The organism is Rhizobium ecuadorense (genome assembly GCF_001187535.1).
Taxonomy (GTDB): Bacteria; Pseudomonadota; Alphaproteobacteria; order Rhizobiales; family Rhizobiaceae; genus Rhizobium; species Rhizobium ecuadorense.
Genome location: NZ_LFIO01001517.1, coordinates 1 through 20986, shown reverse-complemented (window position 1 = coordinate 20986; position 20986 = coordinate 1). Strand labels below are relative to the sequence as shown.

The 20986-nt window shown below is 62.0% G+C and carries 19 protein-coding genes; 17 read left to right on the top strand and 2 right to left on the bottom strand.

Going from position 1 to position 20986, the window contains the following annotated elements; all coding sequences use genetic code 11:
• The first annotated feature begins 138 nt into the window (after positions 1–138).
• The 6 genes from bamA to lpxB are packed head-to-tail and all read left to right on the top strand — an operon-like array spanning position 139 to position 6922.
• Complete coding sequence (gene bamA / locus AF337_RS31300) at positions 139–2478, top strand: outer membrane protein assembly factor BamA (RefSeq protein WP_049735213.1); 2340 nt, start codon at positions 139–141, stop codon at positions 2476–2478.
• A gap of 50 nt (positions 2479–2528) precedes the next feature.
• The gene (gene lpxD, locus AF337_RS31295; RefSeq protein WP_049735212.1) at positions 2529–3596 is read left to right on the top strand and encodes a UDP-3-O-(3-hydroxymyristoyl)glucosamine N-acyltransferase; all 1068 of its coding nucleotides are present in this window, start codon (positions 2529–2531) and stop codon (positions 3594–3596) included.
• Positions 3589–4056 (top strand): 3-hydroxyacyl-ACP dehydratase FabZ, encoded by a 468-nt coding sequence (gene fabZ, locus AF337_RS31290; RefSeq protein WP_049735211.1) that lies wholly within the window; start codon positions 3589–3591, stop codon positions 4054–4056. The genes lpxD and fabZ overlap by 8 nt, the downstream gene beginning before the upstream one ends.
• The gene (gene lpxA / locus AF337_RS31285; RefSeq protein WP_049735210.1) at positions 4053–4871 is read left to right on the top strand and encodes an acyl-ACP--UDP-N-acetylglucosamine O-acyltransferase; all 819 of its coding nucleotides are present in this window, start codon (positions 4053–4055) and stop codon (positions 4869–4871) included. Before fabZ ends, lpxA begins: the two co-directional genes overlap by 4 nt.
• Positions 4872–4874: 3 nt before the next feature.
• On the top strand, positions 4875–5756 hold the full coding sequence (locus AF337_RS31280; protein ID WP_049735209.1) for an LpxI family protein: 882 nt from the start codon (positions 4875–4877) through the stop codon (positions 5754–5756).
• A complete protein-coding gene (gene lpxB / locus AF337_RS31275; RefSeq protein WP_049735208.1) occupies positions 5753–6922 on the top strand; it encodes a lipid-A-disaccharide synthase in 1170 nt (389 codons plus the stop codon). The genes AF337_RS31280 and lpxB overlap by 4 nt, the downstream gene beginning before the upstream one ends.
• A gap of 34 nt (positions 6923–6956) precedes the next feature.
• On the opposite strand, the gene gltA is transcribed toward lpxB, so the two are convergent.
• On the bottom strand, positions 6957–8246 hold the full coding sequence (gene gltA / locus AF337_RS31270; protein WP_049735207.1) for a citrate synthase: 1290 nt from the start codon (positions 8244–8246) through the stop codon (positions 6957–6959).
• Between the two features lie 290 nt (positions 8247–8536).
• Between gltA and AF337_RS31265 the strand changes: the two genes are divergently transcribed.
• Positions 8537–10966, top strand: coding sequence for a ComEC/Rec2 family competence protein (locus AF337_RS31265; RefSeq protein WP_049735206.1), 2430 nt, complete (start codon positions 8537–8539; stop codon positions 10964–10966).
• Here the strand turns inward: AF337_RS31265 and lexA are convergent.
• The gene (lexA, locus tag AF337_RS31260; RefSeq protein WP_049735205.1) at positions 10947–11666 is read right to left on the bottom strand and encodes a transcriptional repressor LexA; all 720 of its coding nucleotides are present in this window, start codon (positions 11664–11666) and stop codon (positions 10947–10949) included. The genes AF337_RS31265 and lexA overlap by 20 nt on opposite strands.
• 197 nt (positions 11667–11863) lie before the next feature.
• Between lexA and AF337_RS31255 the strand changes: the two genes are divergently transcribed.
• The 10 genes from AF337_RS31255 to AF337_RS31210 form a co-directional block, all read left to right on the top strand.
• Positions 11864–12757: a VOC family protein gene (locus AF337_RS31255; RefSeq protein WP_049735242.1), complete on the top strand. Its 894-nt coding sequence runs from the start codon at positions 11864–11866 to the stop codon at positions 12755–12757.
• On the top strand, positions 12757–13602 hold the full coding sequence (gene kdsA / locus AF337_RS31250; RefSeq protein ID WP_003579065.1) for a 3-deoxy-8-phosphooctulonate synthase: 846 nt from the start codon (positions 12757–12759) through the stop codon (positions 13600–13602). The genes AF337_RS31255 and kdsA overlap by 1 nt, the downstream gene beginning before the upstream one ends.
• A gap of 141 nt (positions 13603–13743) precedes the next feature.
• Positions 13744–15018: a phosphopyruvate hydratase gene (gene eno, locus AF337_RS31245; RefSeq protein WP_003573349.1), complete on the top strand. Its 1275-nt coding sequence runs from the start codon at positions 13744–13746 to the stop codon at positions 15016–15018.
• Positions 15019–15153: 135 nt separating this feature from the next.
• Positions 15154–15474, top strand: a complete 321-nt coding sequence (locus tag AF337_RS31240) for an FtsB family cell division protein (RefSeq protein WP_049735204.1) — start codon at positions 15154–15156, stop codon at positions 15472–15474.
• A gap of 144 nt (positions 15475–15618) precedes the next feature.
• The gene (gene pdhA, locus AF337_RS31235) at positions 15619–16665 is read left to right on the top strand and encodes a pyruvate dehydrogenase (acetyl-transferring) E1 component subunit alpha (RefSeq protein WP_049735203.1); all 1047 of its coding nucleotides are present in this window, start codon (positions 15619–15621) and stop codon (positions 16663–16665) included.
• Between the two features lie 16 nt (positions 16666–16681).
• Positions 16682–18067, top strand: a complete 1386-nt coding sequence (locus tag AF337_RS31230) for a pyruvate dehydrogenase complex E1 component subunit beta (protein WP_049735202.1) — start codon at positions 16682–16684, stop codon at positions 18065–18067.
• 15 nt (positions 18068–18082) lie between these two features.
• Positions 18083–19441, top strand: a complete 1359-nt coding sequence (locus AF337_RS31225; protein ID WP_049735201.1) for a pyruvate dehydrogenase complex dihydrolipoamide acetyltransferase — start codon at positions 18083–18085, stop codon at positions 19439–19441.
• A gap of 19 nt (positions 19442–19460) precedes the next feature.
• On the top strand, positions 19461–20102 hold the full coding sequence (locus tag AF337_RS31220) for an SGNH/GDSL hydrolase family protein (RefSeq protein WP_049735200.1): 642 nt from the start codon (positions 19461–19463) through the stop codon (positions 20100–20102).
• A 5-nt stretch (positions 20103–20107) separates the two neighbouring features.
• Positions 20108–20689: a GNAT family N-acetyltransferase gene (locus tag AF337_RS31215; RefSeq protein ID WP_049735199.1), complete on the top strand. Its 582-nt coding sequence runs from the start codon at positions 20108–20110 to the stop codon at positions 20687–20689.
• Positions 20690–20706: 17 nt separating this feature from the next.
• The coding region (locus AF337_RS31210) for an FAD-dependent oxidoreductase (protein ID WP_152971260.1) at positions 20707–20986 on the top strand (280 nt) is incomplete at its 3' end.

Here is a 20986-nt window from a genome sequence, read left to right as displayed (position 1 = left end):
GGGTCACGCTTCGAAATGAAGTAAACAGAAATTAACGCCCTCCCTTGCTTGTATGTCAAAAGCGGGTAAAACGACACACGTGACCGGAATCGGGTTCTCCCGGAGCCGGGGACGAGGGAAAAAAAGGTAATAGGTGAAATGAAGGCTGGTTCAAAGTTTTTGAACGCAGTATCGGCGGTTGCGCTGTCTGCTAGTGTTGTTGCTTCGGGCGCAGGTGCTTTGACGTTCGTTTCTGCTACGGCCGCCGAGGCCGCGGTCATCCAGCGCATCGATGTGCGCGGCGCCAGCCGCGTCGGCGCGGAAGCTGTCCGGTCGAACCTCACCATCGCTCCCGGAAAGAGTTTTTCGAACACCGATATCGATGACTCGGTCAAGCAGCTCTACGGGACAGGTTACTTCTCCGACGTCAAGATTTCGGTCTCCGGAAGCACGCTTGTCGTCAATGTCCAGGAAGCCCAGCTCGTCAATCAGGTCGTCTTCAACGGCAATCGCAAGATCAAGGACGACAAGCTCGCCACCATCGTCCAGACGCATGCCGCAGGCCCCTATAGCGACACCCAGATCCAGGCCGACATTCAGGCGATCAAGGAAGCCTATGCCGCGACCGGCCGCAGCGAAGTCGAAGTGACGACGCAGGTCGTGCCGCTCGGCGAAGGCCGCGTCAACCTCGCTTTTGTGATCAACGAAGGCGACCGCACCAAAATCGACTCGATCAATTTCGTCGGCAACAATGCCTACAGCGCCGGCCGCCTGGCTGCCGTCATCGCGACCAAGCGTTCGAACTTCCTGTCGTTCCTGACCCGCAAGGACGTCTATAACGACGACAAGCTCCATGCCGACGAGGAAGCGCTGCGCCAGTTTTATTACAATCGCGGCTACGCCGACATGCGCATCGTCTCTTCCGATGCGACCTTCGACGACGCGACCAACAAATACACGCTTACCTTCAATATCGAGGAAGGTCAGCGTTACGACTTCGGCCCGGTGACCGTACAGTCGACCGTCGAGGGCGTCGGTTCCGAGCAGTTGCAGCCGCTGGTGCGCACTCACGAAGGTCATGTCTACAACGCCAAGGAAGTGCAGAAGTCGATCGAGGCTATCTCCGATCAGGTCGCGTCTGCCGGTTATCCCTTTGCGCGCGTTACGCCGCGCGGCAACCGCGACCTCAACAACAATACGATCGGCGTCGAATATCTGGTCGACCAGGGCGAGCGCGCCTATGTCGAGCGCATCGAGATCCGTGGCAACAGCCGCACACGCGATTACGTCATTCGCCGCGAATTCGATATGAGCGAAGGCGACGCTTTCAACCAGCAGATGATCACCAAGGCCAAGCGCCGCCTCGAAGCGCTCGGTTACTTCTCGTCCGTCAACATCTCCACCCAGCCGGGCAGTTCGCCGGATCGTGTCGTGGTGGTCGTCGACGTGCAGGATCAGTCGACAGGTTCGTTCGGTGTCGGCGCAGGTTACGCCGCCGGCGGCGACGGCCTGCTGCTTGAAGCCTCCATCGAGGAAAAGAACTTCCTCGGCCGCGGTCAGTATATCCGCATCTCGGCCGGCGGCGGTCAGGAAGGCTCGCGCGCCTACGGCGTCAGCTTCACCGAGCCCTACTTCCTTGGTTACCGCCTGGCGGCGGGCTTCGACGTCAACCACAGCGAGACGTCGAGCAACGACAATTACGATTACGAGGAAACCAGCGTCGTCCTGCGCGTCACCGCGCCGATCACCGAGGATCTGGCGACGACCTTCCGCTATAACTACAAGCAGATGAAGTATGACGCTGACAATAACGATCTTTCCGATCTGTCGGCGCCGTATCAGCATCTCGTAGAGGACAGCCCGTGGACGCGGTCTTCCATCTCGCAGACGCTGACCTACAACACGCTCGATGACACCGTCCTGCCGCGCGAAGGCATCTACGCGACGGCGACGCAGGAAATCGCCGGTCTCGGCGGCGACTCGCAGTTCTACAAGATCTACGGCAAGGCCCGTTACTACCGTCTGCTCGCTGACGATGCCGATATCATCGGCTCGGTTTCGGCCTCGGCTGGTTATGTCGTCGGTTTCGGTGAGCATCTGAACGTCTTCGACCAGTTTACGCTGACCAACGGCGACATTCGCGGCTTTGAAAACAAGGGCATCGGCCCGCGCGTTGCCGGCACCAACGACGATCCGCTGGGTGGCACGACCTATTTCACGGCATCGGCCGAAGCAACCTTCCCGATGCCGGGCTTCCCGCGTGACTTCAACCTGCGCGGCGCGGTTTTTGCCGATGCAGGCACGCTGTTCGGTAACGACGTTGACCTGAGGGGCGACGGCATTGAGGGCGAAGACGCCTCGCTGCGCGCTTCCGTCGGTGTGGGTGTCGTCTGGCAGTCTCCCTTCGGTTCATTGCGCCTGGATTACGCGATCCCGGTTCTCAAGGAAGACTTCGACAAGACGCAGAACTTCAAGTTTGGCATCAACAACCAATTCTGATATCGGCAGTCCGGAACTGTAAGACTCAATTCCGTTCTGGAGCATTGCCGATGGAGCAAAACGTCTTTTTTCTGCCCCATGAAGGTCTGAAGCTTGCTGAGCTGGCAGAGTTTCTTGGGGCGGAACTTGCCAATTCCGACCACTCAGATGTTATCGTCAGGTCAGTTGCCCCGATTCACAGGGCTCGGGCGGGTGATGTCTGTTATATCCTGTCGCGCCGCAGCCGCGATGAACTGGCGACATGCGAAGCCTCGGCGGTGATCTGCGACAAGGCGCTCGTCGATCTCGTACCCTCGCATATCCCGGTCATCCTGTCGTCCAATCCGCATGCGGCCTTCGCGATGGCGGGCGGCCTGTTTTATCCTGCCGCATTGCGTCCCGTCGTCATTTCGCCGGGTGAAGGCGAGATCGCGCCGAGCGCGGTGATAGATCCGACCGCCAAGCTTGAAAAGGGCGTGATCGTCGAGCCGCTGGCGGTTATCGGCGCGCATGCCGAAATCGGCGAAGGCACGCGCATTGGCGCCCACAGTGTCATCGGTCCGAATGTCAAGATCGGCCGCGATTGTTCGATCGCAGCCGGTGCCAGCATTCTCTGCGCGCTGATCGGCAACGGCGTCATCATCCACAACGGCGTCCGCGTCGGTCAGGATGGTTTCGGCTATGCGCCCGGTCCGCGCGGCATGATCAAGATCGTTCAGATCGGCCGGGTGATCATCCAGGACAACGTCGAGATTGGCGCCAATACCACGATCGACCGCGGCGCCATGGACGATACGGTGATCGGCGAGGGCACCAAGATCGACAACCAGGTGCAGATCGGCCACAACGTCCAGATGGGCCGCCATTGCGCCATTGTCGCGCAGGTCGGCATCGCCGGCAGCACGAAGATCGGCAACGGCGTGCAGATCGGCGGCCAGGTCGGCATCAAGGGACATGTGACGATCGGTGACGGCGTGCAGATCGCTGCTAAAAGCGGTATCATGACCGATCTTGCCGCCGGCGGACAATATGGCGGTGTACCTGCTCGTCCGCTAAAAGACTATCTGAGAGAGGCCGCACAACAAGTGTCGAAGTCCAAGTTGCGCGGCCGGAACCCTGGAGGCAAGGAAAATGACTGAGGAAGCCACGACAACGCTTTCTTCGGCTGACATCATCGAGATCATGAAGCTGCTGCCGCATCGTTACCCCTTCCTCATGGTCGACAAGATCATCGAGATCGACGGTGACAACAGCGCGATCGGGATCAAGAATGTCACGGTGAACGAACCGCATTTCACCGGCCATTTTCCGGATGCTCCGATCATGCCGGGCGTTCTCCTGATTGAGGGCATGGCGCAGACCGCGGGTGCGATTTGTGCCAAGAAGGAAGGCCAGCCCGGCAACCTCGTCTACTTCATGACCATCGAGAACGCACGCTTCCGCAAGCCTGTCGTTCCCGGCGATCGCGTCGAATTCCATGTCAGCAAGCACAAGCAGCGCGGCAATATCTGGAAATTCCATTGCGACGCCAAGGTTGACGGCGCGCTTGTCGCCGAAGCCGATATCGGCGCAATGATCGTTCGTAAGGAACAGGCATGAGCACTATCGCCGAAAGCGCCCGCATTCATCCGATGGCTGTCGTCGAAGACGGGGCTGTGATCGGTGAGGGCGTCAAGATCGGTCCCTTCTGCCATGTCGGGCCGCACGTCGTCCTGCATGAAAATGTCGAGCTCCTGTCGCATGCGGTCGTCACCGGCCGCACCGTGATCGGCAAGGGCACACGCATCTTTCCGATGGCCGTCATCGGCGGCGATCCGCAGAGCGTGCATCACGGCGGCGAGGAGACGACGCTTTCGGTCGGCGCCAACTGCACGATGCGCGAAGGCGTGACAATGAACACCGGCACGGCCGATTTCGGCGGCCGGACGATCGTTGGCGACAACAACCTTTTCCTGGCCAATTCCCACGTCGCGCATGACTGCAAGGTCGGCAATCACGTGATCATGTCGAACAACGTCATGCTGGCCGGGCATGTTGTCATCGAGGATCGCGTCATCCTGGGCGGTGGCTCGGCCGTTCACCAGTTCACCCGCGTCGGCCGTCAGGCCTTCGTCGGCGGGCTTTCGGCGGTGAGTTACGACGTCATTCCCTACGGCATGCTGAACGGCAATCCCGGGCTGCTGAGCGGCCTCAATGTCGTCGGCATGACGCGCGCCGGCGTTGACCGCGCCGTCATCCACCGGGTGCGCCGCGCCTATAAGTCGATCTTCGAAGGAACGGGTTCCGTCCGCGAAAACGCCGCCGCCATCCGCGACGAATATGCCGATTGCGAGCCGGTGGTCCAGATCCTCGATTTCATCGCGGCCGAAAGCGACCGCGCTCTGTCCTCGCCGACCCGGGGGCAGAAGGGCTGATCCGTGACTTTATCGGGCGACACCGCTGCGGGCCGGCTGGCGATCATTGCCGGCGGTGGTCTCCTGCCTTCCTATGTCGCCGAAGCTGCGCGTGCGGCGGGTGAAAATCCCGTCATCGTCGCCCTGAAGGACGAGAGCGACCGGCGCTGGGAAGGCTATGACCACGCCGTCATCGGCATCGGCGATTTCGCCGCTCTCGATGGGCTATTCAACCGTTATGGCGTCGGCCGTGTCGTGATGTCGGGCAGCGTGGCCCGCCGGCCGGAATGGCGCGAGGTGCGCCCGACGCTGCGCATATTGATGAAGGTCCCGGCCGCCATCCGCACGCTGCTCTCCGGTGGCGACGACACCGTTCTGCAGATGGTCATCCGGCTGATCGAGGGAAACGGCCGCCGCGTTGTCGGCGCCCATGAAATCGCCCCCGATCTGCTTGCCTCCGTCGGTCCGCTTGGTGCAGCAACGCCGGGTGACGAAGACCGGCGCGATATCCGCCGCGCCGCCGAAGCCGCGGACATGCTCGGCCGGCTCGATGTCGGGCAGGGCGCTGTCAGCATCGGCGGGCGTGTCGTGGCGCTCGAGGGTGTCGAGGGCACGGATGAGATGCTGGACCGTGTCGCAGGTCTCAGAGCCGCCGGGCGCATCTCGCCGCGGCGCCGCGGCGCGCTTGTCAAACTCTGCAAGCCGCAACAGGATATCCGCGCCGACCTGCCGGCGATCGGCATTTCCACTGTTCTGAACGCAAAAAAAGCCGGTCTCGGCGGCATCGCGGTGGAGGCAGGCCGCTCGCTGGTGCTCGATCGCGCCGCCGTCATCCAGGCCGCCGATGAGGCGGGGCTATTTGTCTGCGGCATCGATCGCGGGCTGCCGGCATGGGGGCTCGCATGAACGGGGCGCCGCTGAAGATTGCCGTCATTGCCGGCGAGGTGTCGGGTGATCTGCTCGGCGCCGATCTCATCGCCGCCCTGAAGCGGATTCATTCGGGACCGGTGGAACTTGTCGGCGTCGGTGGCGAAGGACTGCAGGCGGAGGGCTTGCAATCCCTGTTCGATTTCTCCGAGCTGTCGATCATGGGCATCACCCAGGTGCTGAGCCGGCTGCCGAAGCTCTATACGCTGATCCGTCGCACGACCGCCGCCATCATCGCTGCAAGGCCCGACATTCTCCTCATTATCGACAGCCCGGATTTCACCCATCGCGTCGCAAAACGCGTCCGCACGGCGCTGCCCGATCTGCCCGTCGTCAATTATGTCTGTCCGAGCGTCTGGGCCTGGAAGGAATATCGCGCCACGCGCATGCTTGCCTATGTCGATCATGTGCTCGCCGTCCTGCCGTTCGAGCCGGCGACGATGCAGCGCCTCGGCGGGCCGGCAACCACCTATGTCGGCCATCGCCTGACGGCCGACCCATCGCTGCTGGAGACCCGGCGCCTTCGCGCCGGCAGGCAGCCCGGCAATTGCACGATCCTGCTTCTGCCCGGCTCACGCTCCTCCGAAATCCAGAATCTCCTGCCGCATTTCGAGGTGGCGGCCAGCGAACTTGTCGCCCGCAACGGACCGATGCGATTTATTCTGCCGACGGTGACGCACAGGCAAGCGTTGGTCCGCCAATTGACGGCGAACTGGGCGGTCAAGCCGGAGATCGTTGTCGGCGCTGAAGCAAAATGGCAGGCCTTCGCGGAAGCCGACGCCGCTATGGCGGCATCCGGAACCGTCATTCTCGAACTGGCGTTGGCCGATGTTCCCGTCGTCTCCGCCTACAAGGTCGACTGGATCATGCGGCTGCTGACGTCGGCCATCAAGACCTGGACCGGCGCGCTGCCAAACCTGATTGCCGATTACGCGGTCGTGCCGGAATATCTGAACGATATCGTTCGCGGCGCCAGTCTCGCTCGCTGGATGGAGAGGCTGTCGGCCGACACCTACCAGCTCAAGGCGATGAAGGAAGGCTATGATCTCATCTGGCAGCGCATGCAGACCGAAAAACCACCGGGCGAACATGCCGCCGAAATCCTTCTCGACGTGCTGAAAAAGAAAAAACCCGGTCAGTTCTGACCGGGTTTTCTTTTGAGCCGATTGGCCGAAGCGGTCAGCGCTTCGAAACCGGGATGTAGTCGCGCTTCGGTTCGCCGACATAGAGCTGGCGCGGGCGGCCGATGCGCTGTTCCGGATCCTCGATCATCTCGTTCCACTGCGCGATCCAGCCGACGGTGCGGGCCAGCGCGAAGAGCACGGTGAACATGGTCGTGGGGAAGCCCAGCGCCTTCAGCGTGATGCCGGAATAGAAGTCGATGTTGGGATAGAGCTTCTTTTCGATGAAATATTCATCAGTGAGCGCGATACGCTCCAGCTCCATCGCCACTTCGAGCAACGGATCGTCCTTGATGCCGAGCTCGCCGAGCACCTCATGCGTCGTCTTCTGCATGATCTTGGCGCGCGGATCATAGTTCTTGTAGACGCGGTGACCGAAGCCCATCAGGCGGAACGGATCGTTCTTGTCCTTGGCGCGGGCAATATATTCTGGAATGTGGTCGACCGAGCCGATTTCATTCAGCATGTTGAGCGCTGCTTCGTTGGCGCCGCCATGGGCAGGGCCCCAGAGGCAGGCGATGCCGGCCGCGATGCAGGCGAACGGGTTGGCACCCGACGAACCGGCAAGACGGACGGTCGAGGTCGAGGCGTTCTGCTCGTGATCGGCATGCAGGATGAAGATGCGGTCCATGGCGCGGGCAAGCACCGGATTGACCACATATTCCTCGCAAGGCACGGCAAAGCACATGCGCAGGAAGTTCGATGCGTAGTCGAGATCGTTCTTCGGGTAAACGAAGGGCTGGCCGATATGATACTTGTAGGCCATGGCGGCAAGCGTCGGCATCTTGGCGATCATGCGCAGGCTGGCGACCATGCGCTGGTGCGGATCGGTGATATCAGTGGAGTCGTGATAGAAAGCCGACAGCGCGCCGACGCAGCCGCACATGACGGCCATCGGATGCGCATCGCGGCGGAAGCCGGTGAAGAAGCGGCTCATCTGCTCGTGCACCATGGTGTGGTGCGTGACGCGGTAATCGAAATCCTTCTTCTGCGCGGTGGTCGGCAGTTCGCCGTAGAGAAGCAGATAGCAGACTTCGAGGAAGTCGCCATGCTCGGCCAGCTGCTCGATCGGATAGCCGCGGTGCAGCAGCACCCCTTCGTCGCCGTCGATGTAGGTGATCTTAGATTCACAGGATGCGGTCGAGGTGAAACCCGGATCGTAGGTGAAGGAAGCGGTGTTCTTGTAGAGAGCACCGATATCGATGACGCTCGGGCCGATCGTGCCGCTCTTGACGGCTAGGTCGACAGATTTGTCACCGATTTTTATTGTAGCGCTTTGATCCGTCATGCTGATCCTCCGAAATGGCGGTGGCGCCATAAAAGCGCCATAGGGGTTAAGCGTCCTCACCGATAGCTATATGATCGCGAAGCTAATGCCAAGTTACCGTGACGGCATTTTGTGCATTGCGGTATCACCTTTTAGGCACTGCAGCGATGAGCAGCGCGCATATCGGAAACCAATGATTCGACTGGCCTTTTGGCGCTCGCGATTTTCCCTCATATTTCAATCGATTATTCTTGCCGGATTTGATTGGAGGTTGCATTCTGACCGCCTTCGCGGGTGACCTTGGGCGGCGTATGCAGGAACTGACGACAGTCGAATTGCGGCCGGAAGCTGGCGCCGGCTCAGCCGGCTCCTCCGGTTTTTCTCCGCCTGCCGTGGTGGCGCGACCGGCAAGGACGCAGTCGGCGACACCCTGGCGCCACCGGCTGCCGGCTGCTGCCCGGCATTCGCTGCGGGCCTGCAAGCACATGCTGGGTGAGGAGGCAGATCACGGCCGCCTGCTGCTGCTTTCACCGGTCTTCCTTGGCGCCGGCGCAGCCTTCTGGTTTCTCGCGGCATCCGATTTTCCGCTTTTTGCATCGCTGCTCTCGCTGTCGGTGCTGACGATCGCTGTTCTGATGACCGGCCGCAGCCGGAGGGCATTGCGGGCAACGCTGCTGGCGCTGGCACTTGTGGTCTGCGGCATGCTCTGCGCACAGTTCGAGAACTGGCGGGCTTCGACCGTTATCCTCGATTCCTCGGTGACGACGACGGTGACCGGCCGTGTTGAACGGCGCGAAGGCGACGGCCGTGGGCGCTGGCGCTACATTCTTGCCGTCACCGGCACTGAAGCGCCGGAGTTGAAGCGGTCGCCGGGGCGCATAACCGCGATTGTCCGCGGCGCCGACACGCCTTTCGAGATCGGCGACATTGTCACCGGCAGGGCACGGCTGACGCCGCCCTCAGGCCCCGCACTTCCCGAACTCAACGACTTCTCCTTCGGCGCCTATTTCGACGGCATCGGCGCCAACGGCTTCTTCTATGGCGCTCCGGAGAAGGATTTGGAGGCGGGTCCGCAAGCGGCAAGATCGACGTCGGAAGCGCTGCTCGAATGGCTTTACCGGCTGCGCAGCAGCATCGGCGACCGCATACGGTCGATCCTGCCCGGCGACACCGGCGCCTTCGCCGCCGCGCTGGTGACCGACGAGCGGCGCGCCATTTCGAATGCGACGACGGAGGCGCTGCGCCAGTCGGGCCTAGCCCATATCGTCGCGATCTCGGGTCTCAACATGGCGCTGTCGGCCGGCATTTTCTTCGTCGGCTTCCGCATGCTGCTCAGCCTCTTTCCTGTTGTCGCTCAGGCCTATCCGACGAAGAAGATCGCCGCATCAGGCGCGCTCATTGCCGTCACCGCCTACTTCCTGATCTCCGGCTTCGGTGTCTCGGCCGAACGCGCCTTCATCATGATGGCCATCATGCTGATTGCCGTCTTCTTCGATCGGCCGTCGATCAGCCTGCGCAATGTCGTTCTTTCGGCGCTGGTCATCATCGTCATTTCACCCTCCGAAGTCTTGGGGCCGAGCTTCCAGATGTCCTTTGCCGCCACATTGGCACTGGTATCGGGCTATCAGCTGTGGAAGGACCGGCGCATCCGCGAAAACGCCTTGCTCAAGCTGCCGATCTTCCGGCCGGTCGTGGCCGTCGCCGGTTTCTTCGGCGGTGTCCTACTGACCTCGCTGATCGGCGGTTTTTCCACGGCGCTGTTTTCGATCGAGCATTTTCATCGGCTGACCGCTTACGGCCTGCCGGCAAACCTCGCGACGATGCCGATCATCTCCTTCATCGTCATGCCGGCCGGGCTGCTGGCGATGTTGCTGATGCCGTTCGGTCTGGACGCTCCACTCTGGGAGGTGGTCGGCTTCGGCCTCGACCTGGTGATCGCTGTCGCCAAGACGGTGTCCGGCTGGGGCGGCGATATCGGCGTCGGCCGTTTGCCCGCTTGGTATTTCGCCGTGGCCGTGGCAGGCTTCCTGCTGCTGACGCTGCTGCGCACCCGGCTGCGCCATGTCGGTACATTGATCCTCGCCGTCTCGACGCTCATCCTGCTGGTTCTGCCGGTCCCCCGGCCGCCGGATCTGGTGATTTCGGAGGATGGCAGCCTGGTCGCGCTCGTTGCAGGGGCGGCAATGGCTTCCAACCGTGAAAACCCGCCGGATTTCATCTTCGACCAGTGGCAGAGAGCGCTGGTCCTGCCGACCCATCACCCGCCGAAGATGCTGGACGGCCCCGCTATCCCGCCGGAGGGAGAAGACCGCCGCGTCAGGCTTTCCGGCGATCAACAGAACGAAGCGAGGACGGCGATGCGGGCGGCGGCCGCGGGCGGCGAAGCAAACCGCTTTTCCTGCGTCAAGAAGGCCTGGTGCACATCAAGGCTTGGCAATGGCCGCGTGGTAACGGTCATCGACAATGCCGCCTATCTCGGTCCGGCCTGCGATGCGGCCGATATTGTCGTGACGGCTGTCCGCCTGCGTTTCAACAGCTGCCGCTCAGGCGCGACGCTCTTCACCGGTGAGACATTGCGCAGGACCGGTTCCGTCGAATTGCGCTTCGCGGCTGCCGGCCTGGAAGCCGCAACCGCATTCGAGAGCCTGTCGCGGCCGTGGATGCGCCAACGTGCCTATGACTGGCGCAGCAACAGTTTTGCCGAAACCGGCCCGTCCAGCGTCAGTGATAGCGGCGAATGAGGCCGACGAGCTTGCCCTGCACCTTGACGCGGTCCGGTCCGAAGATCCGGGTCTCGTAAGCCGGGTTGGCCGCTTCAAGCGCGATCGAGGCGCCCTTGCGCCGGAAGCGCTTCAGCGTCGCTTCCTCGTCGTCGACCAGGGCGACGACGATGTCGCCGGGACTTGCGGTGCTGCCGTTGCGGATGATCACCGTGTCGCCGTCGAAAATGCCGGCGTCGATCATCGAATCGCCTTTCACCTCCAGCGCGTAATGTTCACCGGAGCCGAGCATGTCTGAGGGAACGACGATGTCGTGCGTGTTGTTCTGGATCGCCGAGATCGGAACACCGGCAGCGATTCGGCCCATGACTGGCACCGAGACCGAGTTGCCGTTGTCGGCGACGGGTTTGACAGGCGCGGGGGCGGCGACAGGCTGGGGCTTGCCGAGGCTGCCCTCGATGACGCTCGGCGAAAAGCCGCGCCGGGGCTGGATGCTGGGGCTGTAGGCCTCGGGAAGCTTGATGACCTCGAGCGCCCGGGCGCGGTTCGGTAGGCGGCGAATGAAACCGCGTTCCTCGAGTGCTGTGATCAGCCGGTGAATGCCGGATTTCGAGGCCAGATCCAGGGCATCCTTCATCTCGTCGAAAGAGGGCGGAATGCCGGATTCTTTCATGCGCTCGTGAATGAAAAGGAGAAGCTCCTGTTGTTTGCGCGTGAGCATCGACGTGTGACCCCTGATTGAAACAAATCCAGAACAGACACTATATGTTCCATATGTGTTCCGCAAGTAGCTAAATTTCCGTAAAACTTGGCGCCAACTCGTTGAGATTTTTATTTTCATTCGCCGGATTGGCACACATGTCTTGCATTGAGGATGGCGCCGTCGCACATCTCTTCGCGATTGCAGGAGGGGATATCATGAACACGCATTCCGCCAAGCCGCACCCGCTGGATCATGTCGTGCTGCCCGTCGTCAATATCGATCTGGCGCGCGAAAGGCTCGGCAAGCTCGGCTTCACCGTTGCCGCCGATGCCCGCCATCCCTTCGGAACGGAGAATGCCTGCGTCTTCTTTGCCGACAAGACCTATCTGGAGCCGCTCGGTATCGCGAGCGTCGAGGAGACCGAGGCATCAGCGCGGCAAGGCAATGTCTTCACCGCCCGCAACCGGGCCTTCCGCTTCCGTTGCGGCGAGGAAGGGCTTTCGGCGGTGGTTTTCGGCACTGAAGATGCCGGCCTCGACCATCAAAGCTTCATTGCAGGCGGATTGAACGCCGGCGACATGCTGGAGTTCAGCCGGGCGATGAAAATGCCGGACGGCTCTAAGAGCGTCGGCAGCTTCAAACTGGCCTTTGCGGGTGATCTGCGGGCACCCGATTTCCTTCTCTTCACCTGCCAGCGCATCAATCCATTGCCGGCCGACCGCGGCGCGCTGGAGACGCATGCCAATGGCGTCACCGGCATCGCCGAGATCGCGCTCTGCGCGCCTGATGCCGCCGCCTTTGCCGGCTTCGTCAGCCTTGCCATGGCGCAATCGGCCGTCGAGAAAACCGGTTTCGGCGTCAATATCGCGGCGCCGAATGCGAAAATCACCCTGATGACGCCGGAAGGGCTGGAGGCCTATTTCGAGGTTGCCGTCTCCTCCGCCGATCGCGGCCTGCGCGGCCGGGCTATCCTCTTCGCTGTTGCCGATCTTGCCGTGACAGAAGCGCATTTGGCTGCTAACGGAGTGACATACACGCGCAAGAACAATCGCATTCTGGTGAAGCCGGCACCCGGGCAGGGCACGCTTTTCGCCTTCGAGGAAAGATGATGAGCACTGATACGAATTCGGAAGTCAGGATCGGCGAGGGCGCAGGCCAGGTCACCTTTTCCAATACCGGCCGCCTGTCGCTGATTGCCGGCCCTTGCCAGATGGAGAGCCGCGACCATGCCTTCATGGTTGCCGGCACGCTGAAGGAGCTCTGTGCAAAGCTCGGCATCGGCCTCGTCTACAAGAGTTCCTTCGATAAGGCGAACCGGACCTCGCTTTCGGCCGAGCGCGGCATCGGCCTTGAAAAGGGCATGCAGGTCTTTGCCGATCTCAAGAAGGAGTTCGGCTTTCCCGTCCTGACCGACGTTCACACCGCGGAGCAATGCGCCGAAGTGGCAAAGGTGGTCGATGTCCTGCAGATCCCGGCCTTCCTCTGCCGCCAGACCGACCTTCTGATCGCCGCCGCCGAGACCGGCCGCGCGGTCAATGTCAAGAAGGGCCAGTTTCTTGCCCCTTGGGACATGAAGAATGTGCTGAAGAAGCTCAACGCCAGCGGCAACCCGAACGTGCTGCTCTGCGAACGCGGCGCCTCCTTCGGTTACAACACTCTGGTTTCCGACATGCGCTCGCTGCCGATCATGGCGTCGATGGGCGCCCCCGTCGTCTTCGATGCCACCCATTCCGTGGCCCAGCCGGGCGGGCAGGGCGATTCTTCCGGCGGTCAGCGGGAATTCGTGGAAACGTTGGCGCGCGCAGCGGTGGCGACCGGTATTGCCGGCGTTTTCGTCGAAACCCACCAGGACCCCGACAACGCACCGTCCGACGGCCCGAACATGGTCTATCTCAAGGACATGCCGCGGCTTCTGGAAAAGCTGCTGGCCTTCGACGCCGTCGCCAAGGGCTGACAGTCAAAAGCCTGACATGTTCGTGCTATAGCGACGATCGGACATGCAGGTCGAGGGTGCCGCAATGCGCCATTGTAATTTGCACGCCTTCGATTATGACAGGCTTCGAACGATTGATCACCCACCGAGCAGGAAGAACCCATGACTGCAATCACCGATATCATCGCCCGCGAGATTCTCGATAGCCGTGGCAACCCCACCGTCGAAGTCGATGTCTATCTCGAAGACGGCAGCATGGGCCGCGCGGCCGTTCCCTCGGGTGCCTCGACCGGCGCGCATGAGGCAGTCGAGCTGCGCGACGGCGGCAAGCGCTACCTCGGCAAGGGCGTGCAAAAGGCGGTCGATGCGGCCAATACCGAGATCTTCGACGCGATCGGCGGCATCGATGCCGAAAACCAGATCCAGATCGACAACATCATGATCGAGCTGGACGGCACGCCGAACAAGTCGCGCCTCGGCGCCAACGCCATCCTCGGCGTGTCGCTGGCCGTCGCCAAGGCTGCCGCCCAGGCCTCCGGCCTGCCGCTCTACCGTTATGTCGGCGGCGCTTCCGCGAGCCTCTTGCCGGTGCCGATGATGAACATCATCAACGGCGGCGCCCATGCCGACAATCCGATCGATTTCCAGGAATTCATGATTCTGCCGGTCGGCGCCGATACGATCGCCGAAGCCGTGCGTATGGGTTCGGAAGTCTTCCATACGCTGCGCAAGGAACTGGCAGCGCAGGGCCACAACACTAATGTCGGTGACGAAGGCGGTTTCGCACCGGGCCTGAAGAGCGCTTCGGAAGCCCTCGACTTCATCATGAAGTCGGTCGAGAAAGCCGGCTACAAGCCGGGTGAGGACATCTACCTCGGCCTCGATTGCGCCTCGACCGAGTTCTTCAAGGACGGCAAATACGTTCTCGAAGGTGAAGGCCGCACGCTCGAATCGGGCGCCATGGCCGAATACCTGGCCGAACTCGCCGCCAAGTACCCGATCATCTCGATCGAGGACGGCATGGCCGAAGACGACTGGGACGGCTGGAAGACGCTGACCGACCTGACCGGCAAGAAGACCCAGCTCGTCGGCGACGATCTCTTCGTCACCAACTCCGCCCGCCTGCGCGACGGCATCCGCATGGGCGTCGCCAACTCGATCCTCGTCAAGGTCAACCAGATCGGTTCGCTGACGGAAACGCTCGACGCCGTCAACACGGCGCACAAGGCAGCCTACACAGCCGTCATGTCGCACCGCTCCGGCGAAACCGAAGATTCGACCATCGCCGACCTCGCGGTCGCCACCAACTGCGGCCAGATCAAGACCGGCTCGCTGTCGCGTTCCGACCGCCTCGCCAAGTACAACCAGCTGATCCGCATCGAGGAAGGCCTCGGCCCCCAGGCCCAGTATGCCGGCCGCTCGATCATCCGCGGCTGATCGAATCTGCTTTCGACAATTTGACCCGCGCCCTCTCGGCGCGGGTTTTTTGTTGCCCGTTTTTACGGTCAACGAACGGTTAATCTCTGGGCGTTATGCTGAACGAATTGGTAATGCGTTCAAGAGCATGCGTGTATGTGGACAAAGCATCATAAGAAGAGAAAATTCGGCCGCTTCGTCATTCCGGCCATGACGGTCGCCTTCCTCTCCTATTTCGGCTATCATTGCATTCACGGCGATTACGGCCTGCGCGCAACGGAGACGTTCGAGCACCAGCGTGTCGCGCGTGAAAAAGAGCTTGCGATCTTGAAGGCGAAGCGCGAACATCTGGAAAATCAAGTCGCGCTGCTGAGTGATGGCTCGCTCGACAAAGATATGCTGGACGAAAAAGCGCGCTATCAACTCAATATGTCGCGCGCGGACGAGATCGTCATATTCAATCATTATTCCAATTAACCGGAATTCGGTTAATTGGAATTTTCGATGTATTTCCAATAGTTTAGTGCCGAATACGAGCCATGCAATTATGGCATTGCTGTGGTCATGTTTCTTCCCTATGGTACGCGGCACCGAGAACCGACAAACCATAGGGAGGGTTGAATGGCGCCGCGAAAGACCGCGACGGTTTCCAGCCGGAAAACATCAGCAAAACCTGCAGCGAAAGCATCGAACGGAGGCCCTGTCGCCGACTTTGATCGCGACGAGGAGCTCAAGGCCTATCGCGAGATGCTGCTGATCCGCCGCTTCGAGGAGAAGGCCGGTCAGCTCTACGGTATGGGCTTCATCGGCGGCTTCTGCCACCTCTACATCGGTCAGGAAGCTGTCGTCGTCGGTATGCAAATGGCGCAGAAGGAAGGTGACCAGGTCATCACCGCCTATCGCGATCACGGCCACATGCTGGCAACCGGCATGGAAGCGCGCGGCGTCATGGCGGAACTGACCGGGTGCCGCAGCGGCTATTCCCACGGGAAGGGCGGCTCGATGCACATGTTCTCGAAAGAGAAGCATTTCTACGGCGGTCACGGCATCGTCGGCGCCCAGGTTTCTCTCGGTACCGGTCTGGCCTTTGCCAACCATTACCGCGGCAACGGCAACGTCTCGATCGCCTATTTCGGCGATGGTGCTGCCAACCAGGGCCAAGTCTACGAGAGCTTCAACATGGCGGCTCTCTGGAAGCTGCCGATCGTCTATATCGTCGAGAACAACCGTTACGCCATGGGCACTTCGACCGCCCGCGCCACCGCACAGTCGAACTACTCGCTGCGCGGATCCGGCTTCGGCATTCCCGGCATCCAGGTCGACGGCATGGACGTTCGCGCCGTCAAGGCGGCCGCTGACGAGGCGCTCGAGCATTGCCGCTCCGGCAAGGGCCCGATCATTCTCGAAATGCTGACCTATCGTTATCGCGGCCACTCCATGTCCGATCCGGCGAAATACCGCTCGAAGGAAGAAGTGCAGAAGATGCGCTCCGAGCAGGACCCGATCGAGCAGGTGAAGGCGCGCCTCATCGAAAAGGGCTGGGCCTCCGAAGACGATCTGAAGGCGATCGACAAGGATGTCCGCGACATTGTCGCCGACAGCGCCGATTTCGCCCAGGCCGATCCGGAGCCGGATGCATCCGAGCTCTACACCGACATTCTGCTCTAATCGGGGGAGGGAACCCATGCCTATCGATATCCTCATGCCCGCCCTCTCTCCGACCATGGAAGAAGGCACGCTGTCCAAATGGCTGAAGCAGGAAGGTGACAAGGTCACCTCAGGCGACGTGATTGCCGAAATCGAAACCGACAAGGCGACGATGGAAGTTGAAGCCGTCGACGAAGGCGTCATCGGCAAGCTGCTCGTCGATGCCGGCACCGAAGGCGTCAAGGTCAACACCAAGATTGCCGTGCTGCTGCAGGATGGCGAATCGGCCGACGCGATTTCCGCCGCTCCTGCTACTGCTCAGCCGGCTCCGGTCGCTGCTCAGGAAGAAAAGCCGACCAACAGCGGTTCGGTTGCTACTCCCGTTCCCGCAGAGCCCAAGGCTGCCGTTCCGAACGACCCCGAAATCCCCGCCGGCACCGAAATGGTGTCGATGACCGTGCGCGAAGCGCTCCGCGACGCCATGGCCGAAGAAATGCGCGCCAGCGACGACGTCTTCGTCATGGGCGAGGAAGTCGCCGAATATCAGGGCGCGTATAAGGTCACCCAGGGCCTGCTGCAGGAATTCGGCCCCCGCCGCGTCATCGATACGCCGATCACCGAGCACGGCTTCGCCGGCGTCGGCGTCGGCGCCGCCATGGCCGGCCTTCGCCCGATCGTCGAATTCATGACCTTCAACTTCGCCATGCAGGCGATCGACCACATCATCAACTCGGCCGCCAAGACGCTCTACATGTCCGGCGGCCAGATGGGCGCTCCGATCGTCTTCCGCGGCCCGAACGGTGCGGCCGCCCGCGTCGGTGCCCAGCACAGCCAGGATTACGCCGCCTGGTATAGCGCGATCCCCGGCCTGAAGGTCGTCATGCCCTACACGGCGTCCGACGCCAAGGGCCTGCTGAAGGCTGCCATCCGCGATCCGAACCCGGTGATCTTCCTGGAGAACGAAATTCTCTACGGTCAGCATTTCGATGTGCCGAAGCTCGATAATTTCGTCCTGCCGATCGGCAAGGCCCGCATCCATCGTTCGGGCAAGGACGTGACCGTCGTCTCCTTCGGCATCGGCATGACCTATGCGACGAAGGCGGTTGCCGAACTCGAGAAGATCGGCATCGACGTCGAGCTTATCGATCTTCGCACCATCCGCCCGATGGATCTTCCGACGGTCATCGCATCGGTCAAGAAGACCGGCCGCCTGGTCACCGTCGAGGAAGGTTATCCGCAGTCCTCAGTCGGCACCGAAATCGCCACCCGCGTCATGCAGCAGGCCTTCGACTATCTCGATGCGCCGATCCTGACGATTGCGGGCAAGGACGTGCCGATGCCTTACGCCGCCAATCTCGAAAAGCTGGCGCTTCCGAACGTCGGCGAAGTCGTCGATGCGGTGAAGGCTGTTTGCTACAAATAAGGGGAGGGTATCTCGATGCCGATCAATATCACGATGCCCGCCCTCTCTCCGACCATGGAAGAAGGCAATCTTTCCAAATGGCTGGTCAAGGAAGGCGATACGGTCAAGTCTGGCGATGTGATCGCCGAGATCGAGACCGACAAGGCGACGATGGAAGTCGAAGCCGTCGATGAAGGCACGGTTGCCAAGCTCGTCGTTGCCGCCGGCACCGAAGGCGTCAAGGTCAACGCGCTGATCGCCGTTCTCGCCGCCGATGGCGAGGATGTCGCCGCCGCCGCAAGCGGCGCGGGCTCCGCCGCTCCGGCGAAGGCTGACGCCGCCCCGGCTGAGAAGGCCGAGGCTGCACCGGCTCCGACCCCGTCCGCTCCGGCTGCCGCACCGGCGCCTGCCAATGCACCCGCGGCGGTTTCATCAAGCGGCAACCGCACCTTCTCGTCGCCGCTTGCCCGCAGGCTCGCGAGGGAAGCCGGCATCGACCTTTCGGCGGTCGCAGGCTCCGGCCCGCATGGCCGCGTCGTCAAGAGCGATGTCGAAGCCGCCGTTGCCGGCGGTGGCGCCAAGGCTGCTCCAGCACCGGCCGCTGCTGCGCCGCAGGCTGCTGCAGCTGCCGCTCCGGCCGCCGCAGCGCCGAAGGGCGCTTCCGAGGAGGCCGTGCTCAAGCTATTCGAGCCGGGCTCCTACGAGCTCGTGCCGCATGACGGCATGCGCAAGACGATCGCCCGGCGCCTGGTTGAGTCCAAGCAGACGATCCCGCATTTCTACGTCAGCGTCGATTGCGAGCTCGATGCTCTGATGGCGCTGCGCGCCCAGCTGAACGATGCGGCGCCCCGCAAGGACAACGCTCCGGCCTACAAGCTCTCGGTCAACGACATGGTCATCAAGGCCATGGCGCTGGCGCTGCGCGACGTTCCAGACGCCAACGTGTCGTGGACCGACAGCAACATGGTCAAGCACAAGCACGCCGATGTCGGCGTCGCCGTCTCGATCCCCGGCGGTCTCATCACGCCGATCATCCGCAAGGCCGAGCAGAAGACGCTGTCTGTCATCTCCAACGAGATGCGCGATCTCGGCAAGCGGGCCAAGGACCGCAAGCTGAAGCCCGAGGAATATCAGGGCGGCACCAGCTCGGTCTCGAACATGGGCATGATGGGCGTCAAGAACTTCGCAGCTGTCGTCAATCCGCCGCATGCGACGATCCTCGCGGTCGGCGCCGGCGAGCAGCGGGTCGTCGTCAAGAACGGCGAGATGGCCATCGCCACGGTCATGAGCGTCACGCTCTCGACCGACCATCGTTGCGTCGACGGTGCGCTCGGCGCGGAGCTGCTCCAGGCCTTCAAGGGCTACATCGAAAACCCGATGGGCATGCTCGTCTGATAGCCAAGCGGAGGCGGAAATGACCAAGACCGTTCTTTGCTATGGCGACTCGCTGACCTGGGGTTATGACGCCGAGACGATCGGTCGTCATGAGTACAAGAATCGCTGGCCGAGCGTGCTTCAGGCCGCGCTCGGCAGCGAAGCGCGTGTCATCGCCGAAGGCCTCAACGGCCGCACGACCGCTTTCGACGACCATCTCGCCGATTGCGACCGCAACGGTGCGCGCATCCTGCCGACGATCCTGCAGACGCATGCGCCGCTCGATCTCGTCATCCTCCTGCTCGGCACCAACGACATGAAGCCGGTCGTGGCCGGTTCGGCCTTTGCCGCCTGCCAGGGCATCAGCCGCCTCGTGCGGCTGATCCGCAACCATGCCTGGCCCTTCGAATTCGACGGGCCGGAGATCCTGATCGTAGCGCCGCCGGCGATCTGCGCGACCGGCAATGTGCCCTTCGCCGCATCCTTTCCGGGCGGCATCGAGGAATCGGCAAAGCTTGCAACGCTTTATCGTGATCTTGCCGACGAACTCGGCTGCGGTTTCTTCGACGGCAATTCCGTCGCCAGGACCACACCGATCGACGGCATTCACCTCGATGCGGAGAATACGCGCTCGCTCGGGCGCGGGCTGGAATCGATCGTGCGGATGATGCTGGGGATTTGAGGAGTATGACCGCCTTCATCGCCCTGCGGCAGGCCTCACGGCGGGATGCCTCGGAGCTGGCGATCCTGGCGGATATTGCCTCGCACGGTTTTGCCTCCTGGCTCTGGTTCGCCGATGTCGCGCATGGGGTGAGTGACACGCCCTTGGAGCGGGGGCGGCTGAAGATGGGCGAGGAGGAGGCCGTTGGCGGCTGGCGGGATGCCGTCATCGCCGAGGCTTATGGCGAGGTTGCAGGTGTGGCGATCGGCCATGCGCTGGAAGACGGCATAGGTAATATCGAGGCGACGATCCCGGCGACCGCGCCGATGCTCTCCTTGCAGAAAACGGTTGTGGGAAGCTGGTTCATCGGCAGTCTCGGCGTCTATCGCCACCTGCGCGGCATCGGCATCGGACGCAGACTGCTGGAGGATCAGATCGACAGGGCCGATCGCCGCCCCGTCAGTCTCATTACCGCAAGTGATAACGAGGCGGCTCTGTCGCTTTATGGAAGAAACGGATTCCTGGAGGCTGCGCGCGCCGATGCCGTGCCGCTCTTCGAAAACAGCAAGAGCCACGCGTGGGTGCTCATGACCCGCAGCGCAGCGTAACAAAGGGCAGGACACACATGGCTGAATCCTACGACGTCATCATCATCGGCTCGGGCCCGGGCGGCTATGTCGCCGCCATCCGCGCCAGCCAGCTCGGCCTTAAGACGGCGATCGTCGAGCGTGAGCATATGGGCGGCATCTGCCTGAACTGGGGCTGCATACCCACAAAGGCGCTGCTGCGCTCGGCCGAGGTGCTCGATCACGCCAATCATTTCAAGGATTTCGGTCTCGTTCTCGAGGGCTCGGTCAAGCCGGATGCCAAGGCCGTTGTCGGCCGCTCGCGCGCCGTCTCCGCCC